The following is a 19,377-nucleotide window of genomic DNA, read 5'->3' on the forward strand; positions in this document are numbered from 1 at the left end:
GCTCAAGGCTGGGCTCTGCTACCGGTCGCCAACCGCCGGGAAGCCGACTGGACGCCAGCCCAGCGCAAACGCGACACACCGAGCCACGGGCCGAGGAATCTGAGGTCTTCCAAAGAAAAACGAAAATCTGTAACGTTCGGATAACGGATCGTGACATTATTGACGACGGTCGCGAGACAAGGGCACCGCACGGCCTCGAGAGGGGCACGGTACGGCCCCCATCCCGCGTTCCGGCGAGATCTACAGAGTGCTTCACCCCCTGCGCGGCGACGCGCAGAAACCTGAGACGAGAGCAAGACCGCAAGTGATCGACGGCTGGATCCGATGCCCTATCGGACACGGACTCGGCCGGATCCGTAGCTCGGGGTCGCTCGCCATCCACGCGACGGCTCCGCAGTCCGTTCGAGATGGTCGGCGACACCAGGACCATCCGCTCGAAGGGAGGTGAACATGCGAACATCCCTCGGCATCTCGGCCGGGAGTGAAGTGGTGTGCTCGGCGACGGTCGCCACCGCTCCCAACGGCGTCCTGCACTTCGACTACCGGGTCGTCACGGCGGATACGGCGCACTCCGATCTCGGCGATCTCGTAGCGTCCTCGATCGAGTTGATGACGACGCATCAGCTGTCCCGCGACATCGTCCATCCCGTGGGCACGCACTCCTCGGCACTCTCGGCCACCCGGCACGGCGACCACACCCCGCCCGGCGATATCGCGGTGGCCTACCGCGACCGGGAGCAGGCGCAGACCATCCGCTCGGCCATCGGGCGGCAGCGTCGCGACGTTCGGCTCATCCCGGAATCCGGTGCGGCGCTCGCCTACCTGCGGCACACCGGCATGCTGGAGCGCTACGAGACGATCGCCATCATCGATCTCGGCGCGTCCGGGGCCACGGTCACGGTGGCCGATCAGGCCGACGACACCGTGCTCCGCTCCGAACGCACCACCGCCATCAGCGGCAACGCCATCGACGAGCTGATCCTGCAGCATCTGCTGGACTGCCATCTGGCGCGCCGCGGCACCCGCCCCAATCGCGGCATGCTGCTCAACCGCAGCCGGGCCGCCAAGGAGCATCTGGCCATCGCCCAGGCCGTGACCATCGACCATGTGGCCGGGCAGCCGCTCAAGCTCACCCGCAAGGATTTCGACGAACTCATCGCCGATCTGCTGCGCGAACTCGCGGTGTTCGCGCGCGGCGTCTTCGCGCGGACCCCGAAGTTTCCGCAGTGCGTGGCGGTGATCGGCGGCGGCGCGAACGTCCCGGCCGTGGTGCGGGAGCTCGAGGAACAGCTCGACGTGCCGGTGTGCACCGTGCCGGAGCCGGAGGCGGCCATCGCGAAAGGCGCCGCGCTGGTGGCGGATTCGGCGCAGCCGACGGCGCTCACCGTGATCGGCCGCGGCACCGACGCGCCGGTCGGCACCTTCACCAAACTGGTGGGCACGCTGGCCGGGGCGATCGTGGTGGTCGGGCTGGTCATCGGTTACGGCGTAAAGGAACTCGTCCCCGAGGACCGCGACTACTCCCCGGTCGGCACCACCAGCGGCGAACAGCTGGACACCACGACGCCGACGACCACCGCGCCGGGCACCGCCCCCATGACGCAGAACCGCGACAGCACCGGGCCCGCCCCGGCCACTCCGACGACCGCACCGGATACGGACGACCCCACCACCTCCACCGGTCCGCGGCCGACGCCCACCACGCCCGCGCAATCGCCCCCGCCGCTGCGCCCGGATCCGGGGCTGCCGCAGATCCCCTTCCCGGCCGAACTCCCCCGCATCCTCGGCCCGTTCCTCGGCACCCCCGTCAGCCCGACGGAGGAACCCGATCCGAGCGAGACGAGCCCGAGCACGACCGGCCCGAGCACCAACAGCCCGAGCACGACGGCTCCCACCACGCCCGCCGCGCCGCGGATCCCGCGATCCAACTCGGGCTCCGCGGGCGGAGGCAGCGTCACCGCTCCGCTCGAATCGAGTCCTGAGCGCGCCGAATCCAATCCTCAGCGCGCCGAATCCAATTCCGAGCGCGTCGAATCCAGCCACTGAGCGCGGTAGTCCGCTGCGGCGATCACCTGGTCGCCGGATTCCGTACGGCCGCCTCACCGCCCGACGTGAATTTCCACCGCCCGCTCGCCCGGCATGTCACCGGGCGCGGTCGGCGACCCCAACAGTCCCGGCAGCGCCAGCGCCCCACCCGCCAGCACGGCCGCCAGCACACGTTTGAACCACATCCCGAACTCCCGACGCCTCGACACCCACGTAGATCGCACGGTATCGGTGCCGGAATCACGCCCCCAGACAGCAGATCCCCTGCCCAGACGACTGGGGGCAGGCGGGCGTCAGAGTTGGCTGGTCGCCACCGACAGGCCCGGGTCGGTGGCCACGGTGAGTTCGGAGGGCCGCGCGCCCCCGGCGATCACGTGCGCGCCCAGGGTGGCGATCATGACGCCGTTGTCGGTGCACAACCGCGGTTTCGGCACGCGGAGCGTGAGACCGGCCGCGGCGCAACGCTCTTCGGCCAGCGAACGGATACGGGAGTTGGCGGTCGCACCGCCGCCGAGCACGATGGTGTCGACGCCGACGTCCTGGGCGGCACGCACGGCCTTCATGGTGAGCACATCCGCCACGGCCTCCTGGAAGGACGCGGCGATATCGGGGATCGGCAGTTCGCGGTTCTCCCGTTGCGCCGCTTCGACATAGCGCGCGACAGCGGTCTTCAGTCCGGAGAACGAGAAGTCGTAGCGTGGATCGCGCGGCCCCGTCATGCCGCGCGGAAAGGCGATGGCGTGCGGATCACCCTCCGCCGCAATGCGATCCAGCACCGGACCGCCCGGATAGCCGAGTCCGAGCAGTCGCGCCACCTTGTCGAAGGCTTCCCCGGCGGCATCGTCGACGGTGCTGCCCAGTTCCGCGATGGGGTCGGCCAGATCGGTCACGTGCAGCAGGTGGGTGTGCCCGCCGGAGACGAGCAGCGCCACACACGCCGGCATGGGCCCGTGTTCCAGGGTGTCCACCGCGACGTGGCCGCCCAGATGGTTGAGCGCGTAGAAGGGGATATCCCACGCCGCCGCATAGGCTTTCGCGGCCGCCACCCCGACCAGCAGCGCACCGGCGAGGCCGGGTCCGATGGTCACCGCGAGGGCATCCGGCCGGTCCACCCCGGCCGCCGCCAATGCCCGGCGCATGGCGGGCACGATGGCCTCGAGATGCGCGCGCGACGCGATCTCCGGCACCACGCCGCCGAAACGCGCGTGCTGGTCGACGCTGGAGGCCACCTCGTCGGCGAGCAGTTCGCAGCTCCCGTCGGGCAGCCAGCGGACGATGCCGACTCCCGTTTCGTCACAGGAGCTTTCGATACCCATCACGATCATGAGAAGACCTCTGTGTCCTGCGGCCGCGGGAAGCCGGTCATGGCGGGTCGGCGCATGGTGTACGCGTCCGCGCCACTGGGCTGGTAGTAGTTCTTGCGCAGGCCGATGATGTGGAATCCGTGCTTCTCGTACAGCGCGATGGCGGCGGCGTTGTCGGTGCGCACCTCCAGGAAAACCGGTCCGCCGCGCCGCCCGGCCTCACCGAGCAGGGCTTCCAGCAGGGCGGTGCCGATGCCGAGCCCCTGCTGTCCGGGGTCGACGCCGATGGTGTGCACCTCGGCCTCCGGGTACTCCCGATTGCCCAGCAGCGCGATACCCGCGTAGCCGACCATACGGCCGTCGCCGTTGCGGGCGACGATGTAGCGGTTGTGCGGTCCGGCGAGTTCGGAGCGGAAGGCGACCTCGTGCCAGGGGTCGTCCTCGGGAAACAGCAGCTTCTCCAGTTCGACGCAGCGAGGAATATCGGAGGGCCGCATCGGTTCGACGCGGATCATCGACTCACCTGCGCGTAGCTGCGTTCCACGGCATCGGGCCGACGCAGGTAGAGCGGGGTGAGCGGGTCCGGCATCGCACCGGAGAGCAGGTCGCGGGCGGCGCAGCGCACCAGCCCCGCCGGGGAGGGCGTCTCCACCGGCAGCACCGGCAGATCGAAGTAGTCCACATGCGAGGCCGAGCCCGCGATCACGGTGGCGCTGCTGGTGTCCAAGTCGGCGGGTTTGCACACCTCCGGGCCGGCGACCCGGCCGCGCGGGTTCTCCGCCGACAGGGCGCGATAGCGGGCCCAGTACACCTCGCGGCGACGGGCATCGGTGACGACCAGCAGTTCGACCGGATCCCGCGCCTCGGCGAGGTAGCTCTCGGTATCGGCGGCGATGGCGTCCAGGCTGCACACCCCGTGCACCGGAATACCGAGCGCGTCCCCGAAGGCGGCGGCGGTGGCCATGCCGACCCGCAGCCCGGTGAACGGTCCGGGACCGACCCCGACCACGACCGCGTCGATCTCGCCGCGGGCCCGCCCGGATTCGGCGAGGCAGGCGAGAATCTGCGGGGTCAGCACCTCATTGTGCGCGCGGGCGTCCACGGTCACCCGAGTGGCGATCGTGGTTGTTCGAGGTGTGCTACCGGCCTCCGCCGGATCCAGTTCCACCAGTCCCGCCGTGACGGCAGGGGTCGCGGTGTCGACAGCCAGTACCAACATGATTGACCCAACTGTACTGTGTTTGATTGCCTCCGCTTCGCTCCGGCGGGTTCGCGGCGCTGGAGGTCCCAGTTCTTCCCTCCTCCGCTCCTCCGCTTCGCTCCCCCGCTCCGTCAGTCCAGAACCGGGACGCGCCGCGAACCAACGGAGTGGCGGCAGAGTTGGTGTAGCGGGCGCGGGCCGGTGTCTAGCCCACCCATTCCCATTCGGCGGTGCGGGTGTCGGATTCGGGTTCGCGGCGGAGGAGGACGCGTAGGTGGCGGTCGGCCAGGTGTTCGACCACGCCGAGGCCCCATTCGACCACGACCACGGCGTCGTCGAGTTCGGTATCGAGGTCGAGGGCGTCGAGTTCGTCGAGGTCGCCGCCGAGGCGGTAGGCGTCCACGTGGACGAGTCCGACCGCGCCCGGTTCGGCCCCGGCGCGGTGCTGTCGGGCGATGATGAACGTGGGGGAACTCACTCGGCCCTGTACACCGAGCCCGGCGGCGATACCTCGGGTGAGGGCGGTCTTGCCCGCGCCGAGGGGGCCGTCGAGGACGACCAGGTCCCCGGCGTGCAGTTGTGCGGCCAGTTCGCGACCGAGGGCCTCGGTGTCCTCGACCGTCGGGAGGGTGCGGTGTCCGCGACCGTCATGCATGGGCGCTCCCCCCGATGTAGCGGCGTGCGACGCGGCCGCGCGGCGAGCACACCACCTCGTAGTGGATGGTGCCGAGCGCGTCCGCCCATTCCTGGGCGTGCGGTTCGCCGGGGCCGCCGCCGAAGAGCACCGCGAGATCGCCTTCGCGCACGCCCTCGGCGTTGTCGCCGAGGTCGACCACGAACTGGTCCATGCAGATGCGGCCGATATTGGGACGGCGGCGGCCGCCGAGCAGCACGTCGAACCGTCCGCTGAGCGGTCGCCAGATGCCGTCGGCGTATCCGGCGGGGATCAGCGCGACGGTGGTGTCGCGGTCGGCGATCCATTCGTGCCCGTACGAAACACCTTCTCCGGCAGCGACCTTCTTCACCAGAATGACGCGGGCGCGCAGAGTCATGGCGGGCCGCAGCCCGAAGTCGCCGAGTTCGGGAATCGGGGAGAGTCCGTAGACGGCGATGCCGGGCCGCACCATGTCGAAGGCGAGATCGGGTCGGGTGAGGGTGGCGGCGGCATTGGCGATGTGCACCAGTTCCGGTTGCAGCCCTTGCTCTTTCGCCGCCGCGATGTACTCCAGGAAGCGTTCGCGCTGACTGTCGTTGGCCGGATGGTCGGGCTGATCGGCGAGGGCCAGATGGGAGAAGATAGCCCGGAACCGCACCACCCCCGCATCGACCAGCTCACGCAGTCGCCGCAGTACCGCGGGGTACTCCGACACCGACACGCCGTTGCGGTTGAGCCCCGTATCCACCTTCAGCGTGACGGTCGCGGTCTTACCGAGCCGCCGCGCGGCGTCGGCGACGGCGTCGAGATGCCGCACCGACGACACCCCGATCTCGATATCGGCGGCCACCGCGGGCGCGAAATCGGTATCGGAGGTATTGAGCCAGCACAGGATCGGCGCGGTGATCCCCGCCTCCCGCAATGCCACCGCCTCGGCGACCGTGGTCACCCCGAGTTCCCGCGCCCCCGCCGCCAGCGCGGTGCGCGCCACCTCGACGGCGCCGTGGTTGTACCCGTCGGCCTTGACCACCGCCATGACGGCAGCGTCCCCGGCACGTTCGATCAGGATCCGCACATTGTGTGCGATGGCATCCAGATCGATGACGGTCTCCACCTGCGGTTCGGGCGTACTCACGGCCTAGATCCTGCCATCCCGCCCGCTGCGTTTCCGCTCACACCCGGCGGCCACCGATCGAGCGGCGCGCCCAGCGCCACCCCCTCCCACCTGTTCCGGCGCTCCGTCCGGGTCAGCAGGATGACGATTCCGGCGGTCAGCAGGCCCTTGCCAAGCAGGCGGCGCACCAATCGGACACCGACATGGTCGTGGCGAGCGCACGGCCGGATCACACGGGATCTCCGCCGGTCCCACACCGAATGCCCATCTGTCGGCGATAGTTTCGCGGGCACCGGTGACCGCGAGCGGTCAGCACGACTCTGGGAGGACGTCCTTGCGCGACACGACCCGTACCGCACTGTGCTGCATGGTGATCGCGCCGGGAGCGCTGTGGGCGGTGGTGCGGCTGTGCGGGCTGGAGCGGGGACCGCTGGTGCAACTGCTGGCCTTCACCCCGTACGTGGCGGCGTGGTCGGTACTGCCCGCAGTGGTGATGCTGGCGCTGCGACGCTGGTGGCTGGCCGGGGTGGCGCTGCTGGTGGTGGCGGCCCTGGCCGGGGCGGTGCTGCCCCGGGCAATCGGGTCGGCCGCGACCGGCGGCGGGGTGTCGCTGCGGGTGCTCACCGCGAATATGCAGTTCGGGGCGGCGGATGCGGGGGCGCTGATGGATCTGGTGCGGGAGCGCCGGGTGGATGTGCTGGTGCTGCAGGAGTACACGCCGGAGGCCGAGGTGGGCTTGCGGGCGGCGGGCATCGACGCTGTCCTGCCGTTTCACCGGACCCGGCCGCTGCCGAAGGCTTCCGGTTCCGCACTGTTCTCGCACTACCCGCTGGCCGAGGATGGGGTGCGGGAGAATCCGGGACATTTCACCCAGGCGTACGCCCGCATCACGCTCCCCGGCGCCCGGCCGGTGAGCGTCGAATCGGTGCACACCACCCCGCCCGCGCACCTGGACAATCTGAACTACTGGCGCAGGGACCTCGCGATCCAGCCCGCCGCGAGCGGCGACACCATGCGCGTTCTGGCCGGTGACTTCAACGCCACCCTGGACCACACCGCCCTGCGCGCCCTCATCTCCCGCGGCTACCGTGACGCCGCCGCCGCGACCGGCGTCGGCCTGACCGGCACCTGGGGTCCCTACCGCGGCCGCAACGGCCGCAAACCCATTCCGCCGATCACCATCGACCACATCCTCGCCGACTTCCGCATCGGCGTCGGCGAGGTCTCGACCCACGCCCTGCCCCGGACAGACCACCGCGCGCTCGCGGCGGAACTGTTCGTCCCGGCGATCCAGCGGTGACCCCGGCGGCGGGCGTCAGCGGGCGGCCAGGTCGCGCAGGGTGCCGATGGCGGGGCGGAGGTGGGTGAGCAGGGGGGAGGCCGAGATGGGGGCTCCGGCGGCGGACGGCGCGTGGGCGGCGAGGTTGGCGGCGAGGGAGTGGGCGCGGGCCGCCGCGGCGGCGGCCCAGGACGGGTCGCGGCCGGCGGCGAGCAATGCGCCGATGATGCCGGAGAGCACGTCGCCGGAACCGGCGGTGGCGGCCCAGGATCCGCCCGCCTCGTTGACCAGGACCGGGCGGCCGGGGGCGGCGACGAGGGTGGCGCGGCCCTTGAGCAGGACGGTGACCTGCCAGGAGTCCGCGAGATCCCGGACGGCAGTGACCCGGTCGGGCGACGGGTCCGCGCCGGTGAGGCGGGCGAACTCGCCCGCGTGCGGGGTCAGCACCGTGGCGGCGGTGCGGCCGGTGACCAGGCTCGGGTCCTGGGCGAGCAGGGTGAGACCGTCGGCGTCGACCACCACCGGGAGATCGGTGGCGAGGATCTCGGCGAGCCGGTCGCGCGCGGCGGCGTCGGTGCCCGCGCCGGGACCGAACACCCAGGACTGCACCCGTCCGGTCTCCTTCACCGAGGGCGCCGCGATCACCTCCGGACAGTGCGCGAGCACCTGCTCGCATCCGGTTCCGGCGTAGCGCACCATGCCCGAGGTGGCGGCGACCGCGGCCCCGGTGCACAGCACGGCCGCACCCGGATAGGTCGCGCTGCCCGCGCAGACACCGGTCACGCCCTGTGTGTACTTGTCGTCGGCGGCCCCCGGCACCGGCCAGTCCGCTCCCACGGATTCCGGTTCCAGCGCCGCGAGATTCGGTTGCGGCAACCGTAATCCGATGGGCACCAGCACGATTCGACCGCAATGGGCTGCCGCGAGCGCGTGCACCGGCTTGTACGCGCCGAAGGTCACCGTCACATCGGCGCGGACCGCCGGGCCGGAGATCGCCCCGGTGTCGGCGTCCACTCCACTGGGCAGGTCGGCGGCGATGATCGGAACCTGCACGGCGGCAACGAGTTCCGCTGCCCGCGGCCGCAGCGCGCCCTTACCGGAAATCCCGACGATGCCGTCGACCACCAGATCCGGCGTCCCCAACTCTTCGCGGACCCGGCCGCCGGTGCGCCGCAGCGCGGCAAGACCCTCCCGGTGCACCCGCTCCGGTGACAGCAGTACCGCGTGCACCGCCACGCCGCGCCGCCGCAGCATGGATCCGGCCCACAGCGCATCGCCGCCATTGTCCCCGGATCCGACGAGCAGCGTCACGGTCCGCCCCGCGACCCCACCGGTCCGCTCCCGCAATTCCCGCGCGACCACGTCGGCGAGCCCGAACGCGGCCCGCCGCATCGGCATTCGGGCGGGCACCCGGGTGAACAGTTCCGCCTCCGCCGCCCGCACCTCGTCGGCCGTGAAATATCCGCGCACAGGTCGCCTCCAATTCCCACTCGAGCCGCCGTCGGAACCCACGATATCCGCCCCGTCCCGCATCGCCGCCCCCGCATCGGCCCGGAATCCCGCGAGGGGGAATCCATGGCGTGGACTACTCGCACGATGCCGCCACCAGTTCCCCTTGATCATGAACAGGAGGCGGGCGCGTCGGCCGCGGTTCCGGTGGGGCGTCGTCGGTCGGGGCGGCCGCGAATGGTCGGCTACCGGCGGAGACTAGGCTGGCGAGCATGTCGACTGGTTCCCGAGGTAGGTCCGTACGTGTCCTGATCAGCGTGTTCGCCGTGGCGGGTGTACTGGTCGCCACCGGGTGCGGTTCGAACGGCGAGAATGCCGACGGCACGCCGACGTCCACCGCGTCGAACTCGGCCACCCCGACCACCTCCGGACCGCGGACGCCCGCCAGCACCATCGTGACCGTCACGGATATGACGTTCTCCCCCGCCGACATCACCATCGCGGCGGGCGACACCGTCACCTGGAAATTCTCCGACCGCGTACCGCATTCGGTGCAGGGCATCGGCGACGCCGCCATGGGCATCAACAGCCCGATCCTCACCAAGGGCGAGTGGAGCTACACCTTCACCGTGCCCGGCACCTACCGCTACCTGTGCCCGCTGCATCCGGAGATGAAGGGCACCGTGACCGTCGAGTAGACGGGCCGCGCCGACCTATTCGACGGTGACGGACTTGGCGAGGTTGCGGGGCTTGTCGACGTCGTAGCCGCGTGCCATGGCGATCTCGGCGGCGAACACCTGGAGCGGGACGGTTGCCAGCAGGGGCTGGTACAGCGTTGGCGCGGACGGGATTTCGATGAGGTGATCGGCGAACGGCCGCACCGTGTCGTCCCCCTCCTCGGCGATCACGATGGTGCGCGCGCCTCGCGCCTGGATCTCGCGGATATTGCTGAGCAGCTTGGCGTGCAGCACCGCCCGGCCCTTGGGGGAGGGCATGATGACGATCACCGGCAGCCCCTCTTCGATCAGGGCGATGGGACCGTGCTTGAGCTCGCCCGCGGCGAAACCCTCGGCGTGGATGTACGCCAATTCCTTGAGTTTCAAAGCACCTTCGAGCGCCACGGGATATCCGACGTGGCGGCCGAGGAACAGTACCGTCGACTCCCCGGCCAGCTGGCGGGCGATGGCGCGCACCTGCGGGGCGGTCTCCAGGACCCGCTCGACGAGCTTCGGCATGGCCTCGAGTTCTTCGAACTCCCGCGCCACCTCGTCCGGATATTTGGTGCCGCGCGCCTGCGCCAGCGCCAGGCCCACCAGGTAGTTGGCGGTGATCTGCGCCAGGAACGCCTTGGTGGAGGCGACGCCGATCTCCGGCCCGGTGCGGGTGTAGAGCACGGCGTCGGATTCGCGGGGGATCTGCGCGCCATTGGTATTGCAGATGGCGAGCACGCGCGCCTTCTGATCCTTGGCGTGCCGCACCGCCTCCAAGGTGTCGGCGGTCTCCCCGGACTGGGAAATGGCGACGACGAGGGTGGACTGGTCCAGAACCGGGTCGCGGTAACGGAATTCGCTGGCCAACTCCACTTCCACCGGCAGCCGGGTCCAGTGCTCGATGGCGTACTTGGCGAGCAGCCCGGCGTGATACGAGCTGCCGCAGGCGACTACGAACACCTTGTCGACCTCGCGCAACTCCTGGTCGACGAGGCGCTGTTCGTCGAGCACGATCCGCCCCTCGGCGAAGTGGCCGATGAGGGTGTCGGCCACGCCCGCGGGCTGCTCCTCGATCTCCTTGAGCATGAAGTAGTCGTGGCCGCCCTTCTCGGCGGCGGCGAGATCCCAATCGATGGTGAAGGGCCGGGTGCGCACCCCATCGACGGCACCGTGGAAGTCGGTGACGGTGTAGCTGTCGGCGGTGATGACGACGGCCTGGTCCTGGCCGAGCTCGACCGCCTCGCGGGTGTGTTCGATGAAGGCGGTGACATCGGAGGCGATGAACATCTCCCCCTGCCCGACCCCGACCACCAGCGGGGTCGAGCGGCGCGCGGCCACGATCGTGCCCGGATGGTCGGCGTGCGTGAAGACCAGGGTGAACGCACCTTCGAGGCGGCGCACCACGGCCAGCGCGCTGGCGACGAAGTCCCCCGCGGTCTCGCCGGCGGCATAGGCGCGGGACACCAGGTGCACCGCGACCTCGGTGTCGGTGTCGCTGCGCAGTTCCACTCCGGCGTCCTCGAGTTCGCGGCGCAGCGGCGCGAAGTTCTCGATGATGCCGTTGTGCACGACGGCCACCCGACCGTCGTGGTCGCGGTGCGGGTGGGCGTTGCGGTCGGTCGGCGCGCCGTGCGTGGCCCAGCGGGTGTGCCCCATACCGGTGGTTCCGCTGAATCGTTCCGGCCCGGCCGCGGCCAGTTCCGCCTCCAGGTTGGCGAGCCGCCCGGCCTTGCGCTCCACCGCGAGGCCGCCCATTCCGTCCAGGATGGCGACCCCCGCGGAGTCGTAGCCGCGATACTCCATGCGGCGCAATGCGTCCACCACCACAGTGAGGGCGTCCCGATACCCCACGTACCCCACGATTCCGCACATGGGGCCTCAGAGTACTGGGTTGGGGCGGGGCACTCCGCCCGGTGGTTCGCCCCTTCGGCACCCCTGCGAGCGCCCGCCTCGGCGGTTCGCCCGATTCCTCCGTGTATGTCGCGGCGAGTCGCGATTCGCGCCGGGCAAGTCCGACGAATGGTCGTTCGAAGATCGCGGCTCGGCCGGAGCGGGCCATGACATTGCTGCGGCGGCGGGCGGTCCCCCAGCGACGCGACCCCGACGTCACAGCGCCAGGCAGTCCGCACCCGGCAACGCGACCCACGGCCCCACAGCCCCAGGCAATGCGAGCCGCGCTCCGGCATTCGCCGCACCATGTTTCCGCACGTAGTCGCCGCGTTGGAATATGCGACATGCGTGGGCGGCAGCGTGCGGATCGAGAAAGCGCTAAGTTCTTCTGCGTGTCGGCGTCAGTGAAATCGCTATTGAGCACCTTGACCGCGAAGGGTCCGCACACGGTGCTGCGCGGCAATCTCGGTATCGCCGGGCAGCCCGGGGTGGTGTTCACCCCGGAGAAGGGGATGAACCTGCCCGCGGTGGCCTTCGGGCACGGGTGGTTGACCGGAGCCGGGAACTACCGACGCCTGCTCGAGCATCTGGCGTCGTGGGGATACGTCGCGGCCGCACCTGACACCGAACGCGGACCGATCCCCTCGCATCTGAACCTGGCCACCGATCTGCTCACCACCCTCGACATCTGCACCGGTGTGCGTCTGGGCGGCGGGGATATCAGCGTGCATCCCGACAAACTGGCCCTGGCCGGGCACGGAATGGGTGCCGGGGCGGCCACCATCGCCGCCTCCCAGCGCGCGGTCGCCGCCGTGGCCGCCCTCTACCCCGCGCCGACCGCCCCCTCGGGTGAGGCGCTGGCCCCGAGTATCGACACCCCCGCACTGATTCTGGCCGGAGCCGCCGACATCGACTCGGTCAGCTCCAACGCCGTCCCGCTGGCCGCCGCCTGGGGTGGCCCCGCCATCCTGCGCTCGGTGGAGAAGGCCACACACAACGGCATCGTCGAGGGCCGCCGCGCCCTCGCCGCCCTCGGCGCGGGCAAGCACGAACCGAAAACCGAACGCCTCACCCGTGCCCTACTGGTCGGCTACCTCAACTACACCCTGCTCGGCGACAAGACCTACAAACTCTTCGCCGACCCCGAAGCGATCATCCCGCACACCGAACTGGTGGACCCGCACGCGGTCGAGGAGGAACCGGAGCCGGAACCGCAGCGGCTCCCCCTCCTGCAACTGGTACAGGCCCTGCGAAAGTAGCTCCACCGCAACCGCTCTCGCGGATACTCAGCCCTGCGGGGTGGGCACGACGATCATCTCGGCAATGTTCACCCGAGCAACCCATTGATATTGGTGCCGACCATCCGATCCCATTCGTCGACATGGCCCGCCTCGAACGGCGCGCCCAGCATGACGCCGGCGTTCGCGCCCACCAGATCGACCGGCCCGAGGGCCGCCCGCACGGTCCGCGCGGCATCGCGCAGATTTCCGCCGACTCTGGGCTCGTCACGACGTGGCCATGAAAACCTCCGGCAGCAAGCGCTTCACCAACCCCTGGTCGGCGAACTCGGCTACGAGACCTTCACCGTGAACGACGCTCCCGGCCAGGTCCTGGTCGTCTACCACGCCGAACCGGATTCGCCCGCGGCACACGCCCTCACTCTGCTCGGCAGCATGAACGCTCCCGGCCCGAAAGCCCGGACACCCACCTCGGAACGCGGCTAGCGGCGGACTTCAGGATGCCGCGCCGCCCTGCCCCTGGACGCCCTGCCGCGGCAGATCCGGCGACATGGCGCGGCTCGCGCAGACTTCTTCCGGCGTCACGGTGATCACATCCACGTATTCGACCAGCGACGCAGGGATGTGTCCGCCCTCGAAGTGCTCAGGTGCGGGGACGATGACGGCTGCGGCGTCCAGCCGGGTGGCCTGCGCCTTCAGCCGGGCCAGCGGTGGCCGCCCGAATTTCGGGTCGTAGACGATCATGTCGGCGAAGTCGTAGCCGAGGCGAGCCGCCAACTCGCGGATCCGGCTCTCGTCCCGGAACCGCGCCGCACCGGACACATCGGTCCGCAGATAGCCGATAGCCGTTGCCCGATAACGCATCTCGGTGCCTTCCTCTGCGTCGTCGGCGGCGTGGTAGATCTCCAGATACACCCCCGGATACCCATCGACGGGGTCATCGTCGTATGCGTTGATCTCCAGCACGCCGCCGGGGAACTCTCCGAGCCTGGTCCGCCTGGCCATCCCGCTCCCCTTGGTTCGATGGTGGTCGGCAACCGGGGGCGGGATGACCGCACCGCCTCCGAGCGCCTGAGAAAAGACGCTACGAAGCGGCGGCCAGTGTGGTCCATCGACTTGGCATAACTTGACCAAAATCGTCATTACCAGCCATATGAAGTGCCTTGGCGCGAGACAATCGAGAAGGCACACGCCACACTGCGTCAAGGCATTGGATGGGAGTGGGACCGATGAACCTGAAGTTCCTCGGCAAGGGGGGATCCGACTCCGGCGGCTGCCCCAGTCTCTACGCCACCGACCGGGGCACGTATGTGGTCCAAGGGTGGGAGACATCCCGACCCGGAACGGTGGAAATCCCGCATTTGCTCACGGGATTCGCTGAGCCGCATACATTTATCGGCTCGCACCTGACCGATACCGGAAGGGGTACCTTCAGCTTGTCCGGTCGGCCGGTCACCGAGCCGGAAGCGCTGAGCATACTGGAATTGGCGGGCGACGAAACCGCTGTCGAGGTACCGAAGCTGGAGAGGACGTTCTACGGCAATGCTGCTGCGGCCCAAGAATGAACCGGACCTGTGGCCGCGGCTGTTCCGAGAGTTGCGGCGCGATGCGTTCCACCTGGAGGTCAGGGACGAGTACCACGTAGCCGATGAGGACTCCCGGATACGAGCATTCCTCGCTGGCGAACCGGCTCCGTACATCCGGACACCGTGGCAAGACCTCATGCGGGAAACCACCGGCCGGGGCGTGCCGGTCAGCAGGATTCGGGTCGTGACGGAGCCGCACTCGAACTATCAGCGGTGGTTGCTGTCGGTCACCGGCCACAACGTTGCCGCTGGGGAGGACATTCGCTACGTCCCCAGGACGCTCGCCGGGCAAGTACCGCCGGATGATTGGTGGTTGATGGACGGCGAGCGGGTTGCCTACAACCTCACGGACCCGACCGGGGCACCGGCCGGTCTAGCGGTCACCGCAGACCCCGGAATCGTGGCGTATTGCCAAGGTGTCCGCGAACGGCTTTGGAAGCTGGGTATCCCGTACGCGGAGTATGCGGCACGGTGACAAGTTCCGTTCACGAAGCACGACGAGCCCTCGGACAGACGCTCCGGGGGCTTCGTCGTGATGCCGGGCTCTCCGGCCGTCAGCTCGCCTCCCTGGCAGGCTGGCACGAGTCGGTGGTGTCCAAAATCGAAACCGGGGACCGAAGCCCCACGGAGGCCCATCTCCGCGCCTACTGCCGCCATACCGGCAACGACTCTCAACTACCGGACCTGATTGCCACCCTCCGCAATGTCCAAGCCGCATACCTGGAGTGGCGCAGGGTCCTCGGAACCGGTACCAAGCGCAGACAGAACCAAGTGGCGAAGCTCGCTGAGCAGTCCCAGCTCATGCGGATCTTTCAGCCGACCATCATCCCCGGCATCCTCCAGACCGCGGAATACGCTGCGGTGATCCTGCGCCGGTACATCGACTTCTACCGAGTCCCCGACGACTTGGACGAAGGTGTAGCCAAACGCCTGGAGCGGCAACAACTCTTGTACAAGGGCAACCATCGGTTCCACATACTGATAGCGGAGCAAGCCCTGCGAACCACGGTCGGAGGCGATTCCGTCATGGTGGGTCAGCTCGATCGGCTGCTGGCCGTGATCGGCCTGCCTCGCGTCCTGCTGGGCATCGTCCCATCGGAGGCCGAATTACCGATGCAGATAACCAACTTCGTGATGTTCGACGATCGGCTGGTGCTGGTGGAAGCTGTCACCGCAGAACTGACCGTCACTCAGCCCCGGGAGATAAGCCAGTACGGCCGACTGTTCGCCGAGCTCGCAGGGCTGGCGCTGACCGGTGACTCCGCACGGGCATTGATCCGGAAGGCGATCGACACTCGGACCTAGCCCGATCGGTCAGCCCCGCACACGCCCACTGCACCCTTTCGGGTCGTGATCGTCGCAATGGTGGGTTGCGTCCGGCGGACCGGTGTAGCGGTTCAGGGTGTGGGCGGATCGGGGAGCGGTGGGATCGGTTGCACCGGGACACCGGTCGCCCCGATGTCCGGGGACGATTGCCGGTCCAGGGGTGGTATGCCTGGGTAGGTGGGCGGCGAGTCGGTTCCGGGCAGGTCGGGGATCGGCAAGTCGGGGGAAGGGGCATCCGGAGGTCCCGGAGGCATCGGGGAGTCCTGCTGTGGGGGGATGTGTTCGGGGTTGTCCTGATGCGGGACGTTCTGGCCCGGCGCACCCTCATCCGGGGCATATCGACCCGGCGCACCCACGTCCGGAGCACCTTGGTCCGGGGCGTCCCGGTCCGGAGTGCGGCAGACCGGTGGGCTTTCCGAGGCCGGGGTGGGCGGCTCGGTGCATTCGGGAGCGGGGGGCGGGCAGTCGGGTGGTGTGGAGTTGTCGGGTGGACTGCTCGGTGCATTCGACGTATCGCCGGGATTCGGTGCGGATGGAGCGTACGGCGATGGCTGGGGTGATCCGTCGGGTGCGGTGGGATCGGAGCGAGGCGAATCGGGCTGTGGGGTATCGGGTTTCGGGGGCGCGGCGGGGGTTTCGGATTCGGCGGTGAGGATCGGTATGCCGTGCTCGTTCAGGCGGAGAGTGAAAGTGGTCGTGGCTCCGGACGGGTCGGTGAGGGCGACGCTCAGGGTGCCGTTTGTGGTCTGCTCGATGGTGAGGTCGTGCTCGCCCAGCTCGAAATCGGCTCTTCCGGGTGGTTGGTCGGTGCCAGGGGTGGAATCGAGGTCACCCTGGTCGGTGTCTTCGTCGGTGCCGGGTTCCGTTGCCGGATCGTCGGAACGGTCGGGATTCGTCAGGTCGATCAGACTGCCGAGGGCGGATTCGACGCCGGTTTGGAGGCCCGTTGTGAGGTGGCCGAGGAGTTCGGTGAGTGCGGAGCCCGCGCCCGCGAGCAGGGAACCGAGCGGCAGCGGATCCGAGTGTGCGCCGGTGCCTTCGCCCGGAAAAGTATCGGACCAGGTGCCCGATGGCGGGTGGTCGGGGGTGTCCGCGCCGAGCGGCTGTGCGTGCCCGCCCAGCGCGGGCTGCCCGAGTGTGGGAGCGGTGCGGCCGGCGCCGACCGAGGCGGACGGAGTTTCCGTCGGAGTGCCCGCCCAGGCTGACGGTGCGGCACCGGTGGGTGTAGCGGTTGCCGGGGTCGGCGAGGCACCGGGAGACGGGACGTTCGGTGTGCTCGAGGGCACACCCGGAGGTGCGGTGCTCGGCGAACTCGGCGGGGCACCAGCAGATGCACCGGTCGACGGGCTCGACCACCCACCAGAAGATGTATCGGTCGACGAACTCGAGGAGGCACCCGGAGGTGCGGCCCCTGCCGGTGGCGTACCGGGTGGACTCGCGGACGAGCCAGCCGTGGCGGGGGTCGTTCCCTCTTCGGCCCCCGGGGCGATCGCGTCCGCGGGTTGCGTTGGTGCTGTTCCGGTTTCGTTCGCGGGCAGCGGTGGATCGAAAGGTGCGACAGGGCGGGGGTAGGGGCTGTCCAGGAGCGCCGCCATGGCGGTCGTGACGGTGCGATAGTTGTCGACGACGATGTGGTCGGTATCCGCGCACATGGCCGTGAACTCGGCGTGTTTGCGCTCCACGTCCGGTTTGAAGGTGGTACGCAGCCAGTCGGTGGCGGCATCGTCCGCGGCGTCGAGCATGGCCTCGATATCGCCGGGCGACTTGCCGCCGATGGCGACGGCGGTGCTGTCGTCCCCGAGCCGTTCGAGCAGCCCGACCGTCCGAACGGCTTTCGTGAACACCGCCTGCCGCAGCGGGTCGAGCACGCCGTCGATGGCCGCCACCACGGCCCGCGCGATATCGAGATCACCGCGCGCTCGCCGCTGCTGACCGTCGACCACCTCGCGGGCGGCCGCGCCACCTCGTCCCGCCCAGATATCCGGTAGCCGCCGCGCGACGCCCAGCTGGGCCATCCACTGCCGCTCGGCCCCGATGACCGCATCGGCCAGCGCATTCCGTGCCGCATCGAGTCTCTCGAGATCGAGCCCACGCTGTTCGTCGTACCGAGCTTGCAGTTCCCGCGTCCCGACACCGGGCAGCGCACCGAAGGCCCGCTCGTACAGCGGAAGGAACCGCTCCCAGTACTCGAGCCCAGCCGCCCCGTAATCCAGGATCTCGTCGACGGACCTCCCCGCCGGATCGAAAGTCACAGTCCCCCCTGATATCCCGTCATCTCTCTCCGGTAGCACGCCGACCGCCCCGTGCCGTTCGCCATGCCAACCGGTTTCGCCCATGCGGCACGCGCACCAACTCCACGCGAGTGGCATGTGAGCCACCCGGTGGCACCGATTCCGACCACTACCGCGGGGTCTGTTCGGCCCGTTCCCGATCGGTGCGCTCGTATTCGGTGACCGCCGTATCCAGACCCGAGGCGGTGGTGGCGGTGGCCGTGGCCCAGTCGCGTAGCCAGCCCGCAAGGTGCTCGAGCCCTCGATGCACCGACATGCCGTGCTCCGCGTAGTTTCGCCCGGCCTCGTCGTTGCCGATACCGAACATGTGCTCGTCAATGCGACGCGCCTGTAGGCGTAGCGATTCCGCGGAGTCGCGCAACGTTGCTGCGGCAATGCGCAGCGCGGCGATATCCACCGCGAAACTATCGGCCCCGCCACCCATATATCCCCCTTTCGCGTTCAGTCACCGATGCGGCCGGGTTCGGCCACTGTCGCGGCGATCATCCAACCGTCGCCCGCACATTCGACACGGCGACCGTTGTTCGACGGCTCGCCGAGACCGGCCGCGGCCACCGCTCGACGGTCGCCCGGCGGTATTCGACCGACCGGCATTCCACGACCGTCATTCGTCACGCTCGGACGACCTGTGGTCCACTCGCAGAGCCGTGTGCTCTACCTCTCCGAGCGGCCGGATCGTTCACGGTCACACGGCCGCACAGGCATGTTCACCCGTCGCTGTGCGAGTCCGGTGGAGGCATGCACGGCCCCGACGCCATCTGCGCGCCCGGCCCGATCAGGGTCCGGGCGCGAACGCCGCAGCGATCGACCCGAGATCGGTCGCGGCGAGTCCGGGGCGGACGGTCCCGCATGCCCGGCCGACCCGCGCGCCCGATCGGACGAGTTCCGTGTGTCCGGTCGGATGACTACCGCGCGTCGGGTCGGGCGAGGTCCGCCGACGGGTTCATCCGCCCAGGCTGCCGCCGTCGGTGCGCACCCATTCGCTGGTGCCGTCCGTGTTGTGGCGGAATTCCCAGGCCGCGTAATCGCCGCCCTCGTCGACGACCGTGACGTGGTCGGCGTAGCCGTCGTGGTCGAGGTCGGTCCATACGTGCATGGCGCGGTCGCCATTGGTGGTGAGGGTGTCGAGGCGACCGTCGCCGTCGATGTCCTGAACGGGATGGGTTAGCTCCACCGCGCCCAGAGCACCCAGCTCCGAGTGGGTGTCGAGATTCGGCAAGTCCAGACCGGGCAGATCACCGGATGCGACCATGTGCACTCCTTCACTGCGACGTGCCCATCATCCTCG

General features: G+C 69.5%; 20 protein-coding genes and 1 pseudogene. 8 read left to right on the plus strand and 13 right to left on the minus strand.

Features of this window, described 5'->3' with window-relative positions; genetic code table 11:
• Positions 1-450 precede the first annotated feature (450 nt).
• On the plus strand, positions 451-2,046 hold the full coding sequence (locus FOH10_RS26210) for a DUF7159 family protein (RefSeq protein ID WP_143982716.1): 1,596 nt from the start codon (positions 451-453) through the stop codon (positions 2,044-2,046).
• Between the two features lie 53 nt (positions 2,047-2,099).
• Here FOH10_RS26210 and FOH10_RS36095 read toward each other — a convergent pair whose 3' ends face one another.
• The 6 genes from FOH10_RS36095 to alr form a co-directional block, all read right to left on the minus strand.
• Positions 2,100-2,231, minus strand: a complete 132-nt coding sequence (locus FOH10_RS36095; protein ID WP_255056107.1) for a hypothetical protein — start codon at positions 2,229-2,231, stop codon at positions 2,100-2,102.
• A 108-nt stretch (positions 2,232-2,339) separates the two neighbouring features.
• Positions 2,340-3,371 carry a tRNA (adenosine(37)-N6)-threonylcarbamoyltransferase complex transferase subunit TsaD gene (gene tsaD, locus FOH10_RS26215; RefSeq protein WP_143982717.1) on the minus strand — a complete coding sequence of 344 codons (1,032 nt, stop codon included), beginning with the start codon at positions 3,369-3,371 and terminating at the stop codon, positions 2,340-2,342.
• Positions 3,368-3,865 carry a ribosomal protein S18-alanine N-acetyltransferase gene (rimI, locus tag FOH10_RS26220; RefSeq protein WP_029923769.1) on the minus strand — a complete coding sequence of 166 codons (498 nt, stop codon included), beginning with the start codon at positions 3,863-3,865 and terminating at the stop codon, positions 3,368-3,370. The genes tsaD and rimI overlap by 4 nt, the downstream gene beginning before the upstream one ends.
• Complete coding sequence (gene tsaB, locus FOH10_RS26225) at positions 3,862-4,569, minus strand: tRNA (adenosine(37)-N6)-threonylcarbamoyltransferase complex dimerization subunit type 1 TsaB (RefSeq protein WP_143982718.1); 708 nt, start codon at positions 4,567-4,569, stop codon at positions 3,862-3,864. The genes rimI and tsaB overlap by 4 nt, the downstream gene beginning before the upstream one ends.
• A gap of 187 nt (positions 4,570-4,756) precedes the next feature.
• Positions 4,757-5,206, minus strand: coding sequence for a tRNA (adenosine(37)-N6)-threonylcarbamoyltransferase complex ATPase subunit type 1 TsaE (tsaE, locus tag FOH10_RS26230; RefSeq protein WP_039810063.1), 450 nt, complete (start codon positions 5,204-5,206; stop codon positions 4,757-4,759).
• Entirely contained in the window at positions 5,199-6,341 is a 1,143-nt protein-coding gene (gene alr / locus FOH10_RS26235; RefSeq protein ID WP_244961380.1) for an alanine racemase, read from the minus strand. The genes tsaE and alr overlap by 8 nt, the downstream gene beginning before the upstream one ends.
• 313 nt (positions 6,342-6,654) lie before the next feature.
• Here alr and FOH10_RS26240 point away from each other — a divergent pair, with 313 nt between their 5' ends.
• The gene (locus FOH10_RS26240; RefSeq protein WP_221937880.1) at positions 6,655-7,620 is read left to right on the plus strand and encodes an endonuclease/exonuclease/phosphatase family protein; all 966 of its coding nucleotides are present in this window, start codon (positions 6,655-6,657) and stop codon (positions 7,618-7,620) included.
• A 15-nt stretch (positions 7,621-7,635) separates the two neighbouring features.
• Here FOH10_RS26240 and FOH10_RS26245 read toward each other — a convergent pair whose 3' ends face one another.
• The gene (locus FOH10_RS26245) at positions 7,636-9,069 is read right to left on the minus strand and encodes an NAD(P)H-hydrate dehydratase (protein ID WP_143982719.1); all 1,434 of its coding nucleotides are present in this window, start codon (positions 9,067-9,069) and stop codon (positions 7,636-7,638) included.
• Between the two features lie 251 nt (positions 9,070-9,320).
• Between FOH10_RS26245 and FOH10_RS26250 the strand changes: the two genes are divergently transcribed.
• Positions 9,321-9,746 carry a plastocyanin/azurin family copper-binding protein gene (locus FOH10_RS26250; protein ID WP_143982720.1) on the plus strand — a complete coding sequence of 142 codons (426 nt, stop codon included), beginning with the start codon at positions 9,321-9,323 and terminating at the stop codon, positions 9,744-9,746.
• Between the two features lie 15 nt (positions 9,747-9,761).
• Here the strand turns inward: FOH10_RS26250 and glmS are convergent, their stop codons facing one another.
• Complete coding sequence (gene glmS / locus FOH10_RS26255) at positions 9,762-11,630, minus strand: glutamine--fructose-6-phosphate transaminase (isomerizing) (RefSeq protein ID WP_143982721.1); 1,869 nt, start codon at positions 11,628-11,630, stop codon at positions 9,762-9,764.
• A gap of 410 nt (positions 11,631-12,040) precedes the next feature.
• Here glmS and FOH10_RS26260 point away from each other — a divergent pair, with 410 nt between their 5' ends.
• Complete coding sequence (locus FOH10_RS26260) at positions 12,041-12,907, plus strand: dienelactone hydrolase family protein (protein ID WP_143982722.1); 867 nt, start codon at positions 12,041-12,043, stop codon at positions 12,905-12,907.
• A 68-nt stretch (positions 12,908-12,975) separates the two neighbouring features.
• Here the strand turns inward: FOH10_RS26260 and FOH10_RS36150 are convergent, their stop codons facing one another.
• Positions 12,976-13,080: a hypothetical protein gene (locus tag FOH10_RS36150; RefSeq protein WP_342355909.1), complete on the minus strand. Its 105-nt coding sequence runs from the start codon at positions 13,078-13,080 to the stop codon at positions 12,976-12,978.
• Between the two features lie 85 nt (positions 13,081-13,165).
• Here FOH10_RS36150 and FOH10_RS35290 point away from each other — a divergent pair.
• A pseudogene (locus tag FOH10_RS35290) lies at positions 13,166-13,372 on the plus strand (MmyB family transcriptional regulator); the annotation flags it as partial.
• 9 nt (positions 13,373-13,381) lie between these two features.
• Here the strand turns inward: FOH10_RS35290 and FOH10_RS35000 are convergent.
• Positions 13,382-13,891 carry a hypothetical protein gene (locus tag FOH10_RS35000; protein WP_186000593.1) on the minus strand — a complete coding sequence of 170 codons (510 nt, stop codon included), beginning with the start codon at positions 13,889-13,891 and terminating at the stop codon, positions 13,382-13,384.
• Between the two features lie 224 nt (positions 13,892-14,115).
• On the opposite strand from FOH10_RS35000, the gene FOH10_RS26275 reads away from it, so the two are divergent.
• From FOH10_RS26275 to FOH10_RS26285, 3 genes are read left to right on the plus strand one after another with little or no spacing between them, the layout of a single operon-like run.
• A complete protein-coding gene (locus tag FOH10_RS26275; RefSeq protein ID WP_143982723.1) occupies positions 14,116-14,451 on the plus strand; it encodes a hypothetical protein in 336 nt (111 codons plus the stop codon).
• Positions 14,429-14,947 carry a DUF6879 family protein gene (locus FOH10_RS26280; protein WP_143982724.1) on the plus strand — a complete coding sequence of 173 codons (519 nt, stop codon included), beginning with the start codon at positions 14,429-14,431 and terminating at the stop codon, positions 14,945-14,947. The genes FOH10_RS26275 and FOH10_RS26280 overlap by 23 nt, the downstream gene beginning before the upstream one ends.
• Entirely contained in the window at positions 14,944-15,777 is an 834-nt protein-coding gene (locus FOH10_RS26285; RefSeq protein ID WP_143982725.1) for a helix-turn-helix domain-containing protein, read from the plus strand. Before FOH10_RS26280 ends, FOH10_RS26285 begins: the two co-directional genes overlap by 4 nt.
• A 92-nt stretch (positions 15,778-15,869) precedes the next feature.
• Here the strand turns inward: FOH10_RS26285 and FOH10_RS26290 are convergent, their stop codons facing one another.
• The 3 genes from FOH10_RS26290 to FOH10_RS26300 form a co-directional block, all read right to left on the minus strand.
• Positions 15,870-18,050, minus strand: a complete 2,181-nt coding sequence (locus tag FOH10_RS26290) for a hypothetical protein (protein ID WP_143982726.1) — start codon at positions 18,048-18,050, stop codon at positions 15,870-15,872.
• A gap of 148 nt (positions 18,051-18,198) precedes the next feature.
• On the minus strand, positions 18,199-18,513 hold the full coding sequence (locus tag FOH10_RS26295) for a hypothetical protein (RefSeq protein ID WP_143982727.1): 315 nt from the start codon (positions 18,511-18,513) through the stop codon (positions 18,199-18,201).
• Between the two features lie 519 nt (positions 18,514-19,032).
• Entirely contained in the window at positions 19,033-19,341 is a 309-nt protein-coding gene (locus tag FOH10_RS26300) for a DUF6802 family protein (protein WP_029923753.1), read from the minus strand.
• Positions 19,342-19,377 lie beyond the last annotated feature (36 nt).

Origin of the sequence: Nocardia otitidiscaviarum (assembly GCF_007362295.1) — a bacterium.
GTDB classification, from domain to species: domain Bacteria; phylum Actinomycetota; class Actinomycetes; order Mycobacteriales; family Mycobacteriaceae; genus Nocardia; species Nocardia otitidiscaviarum.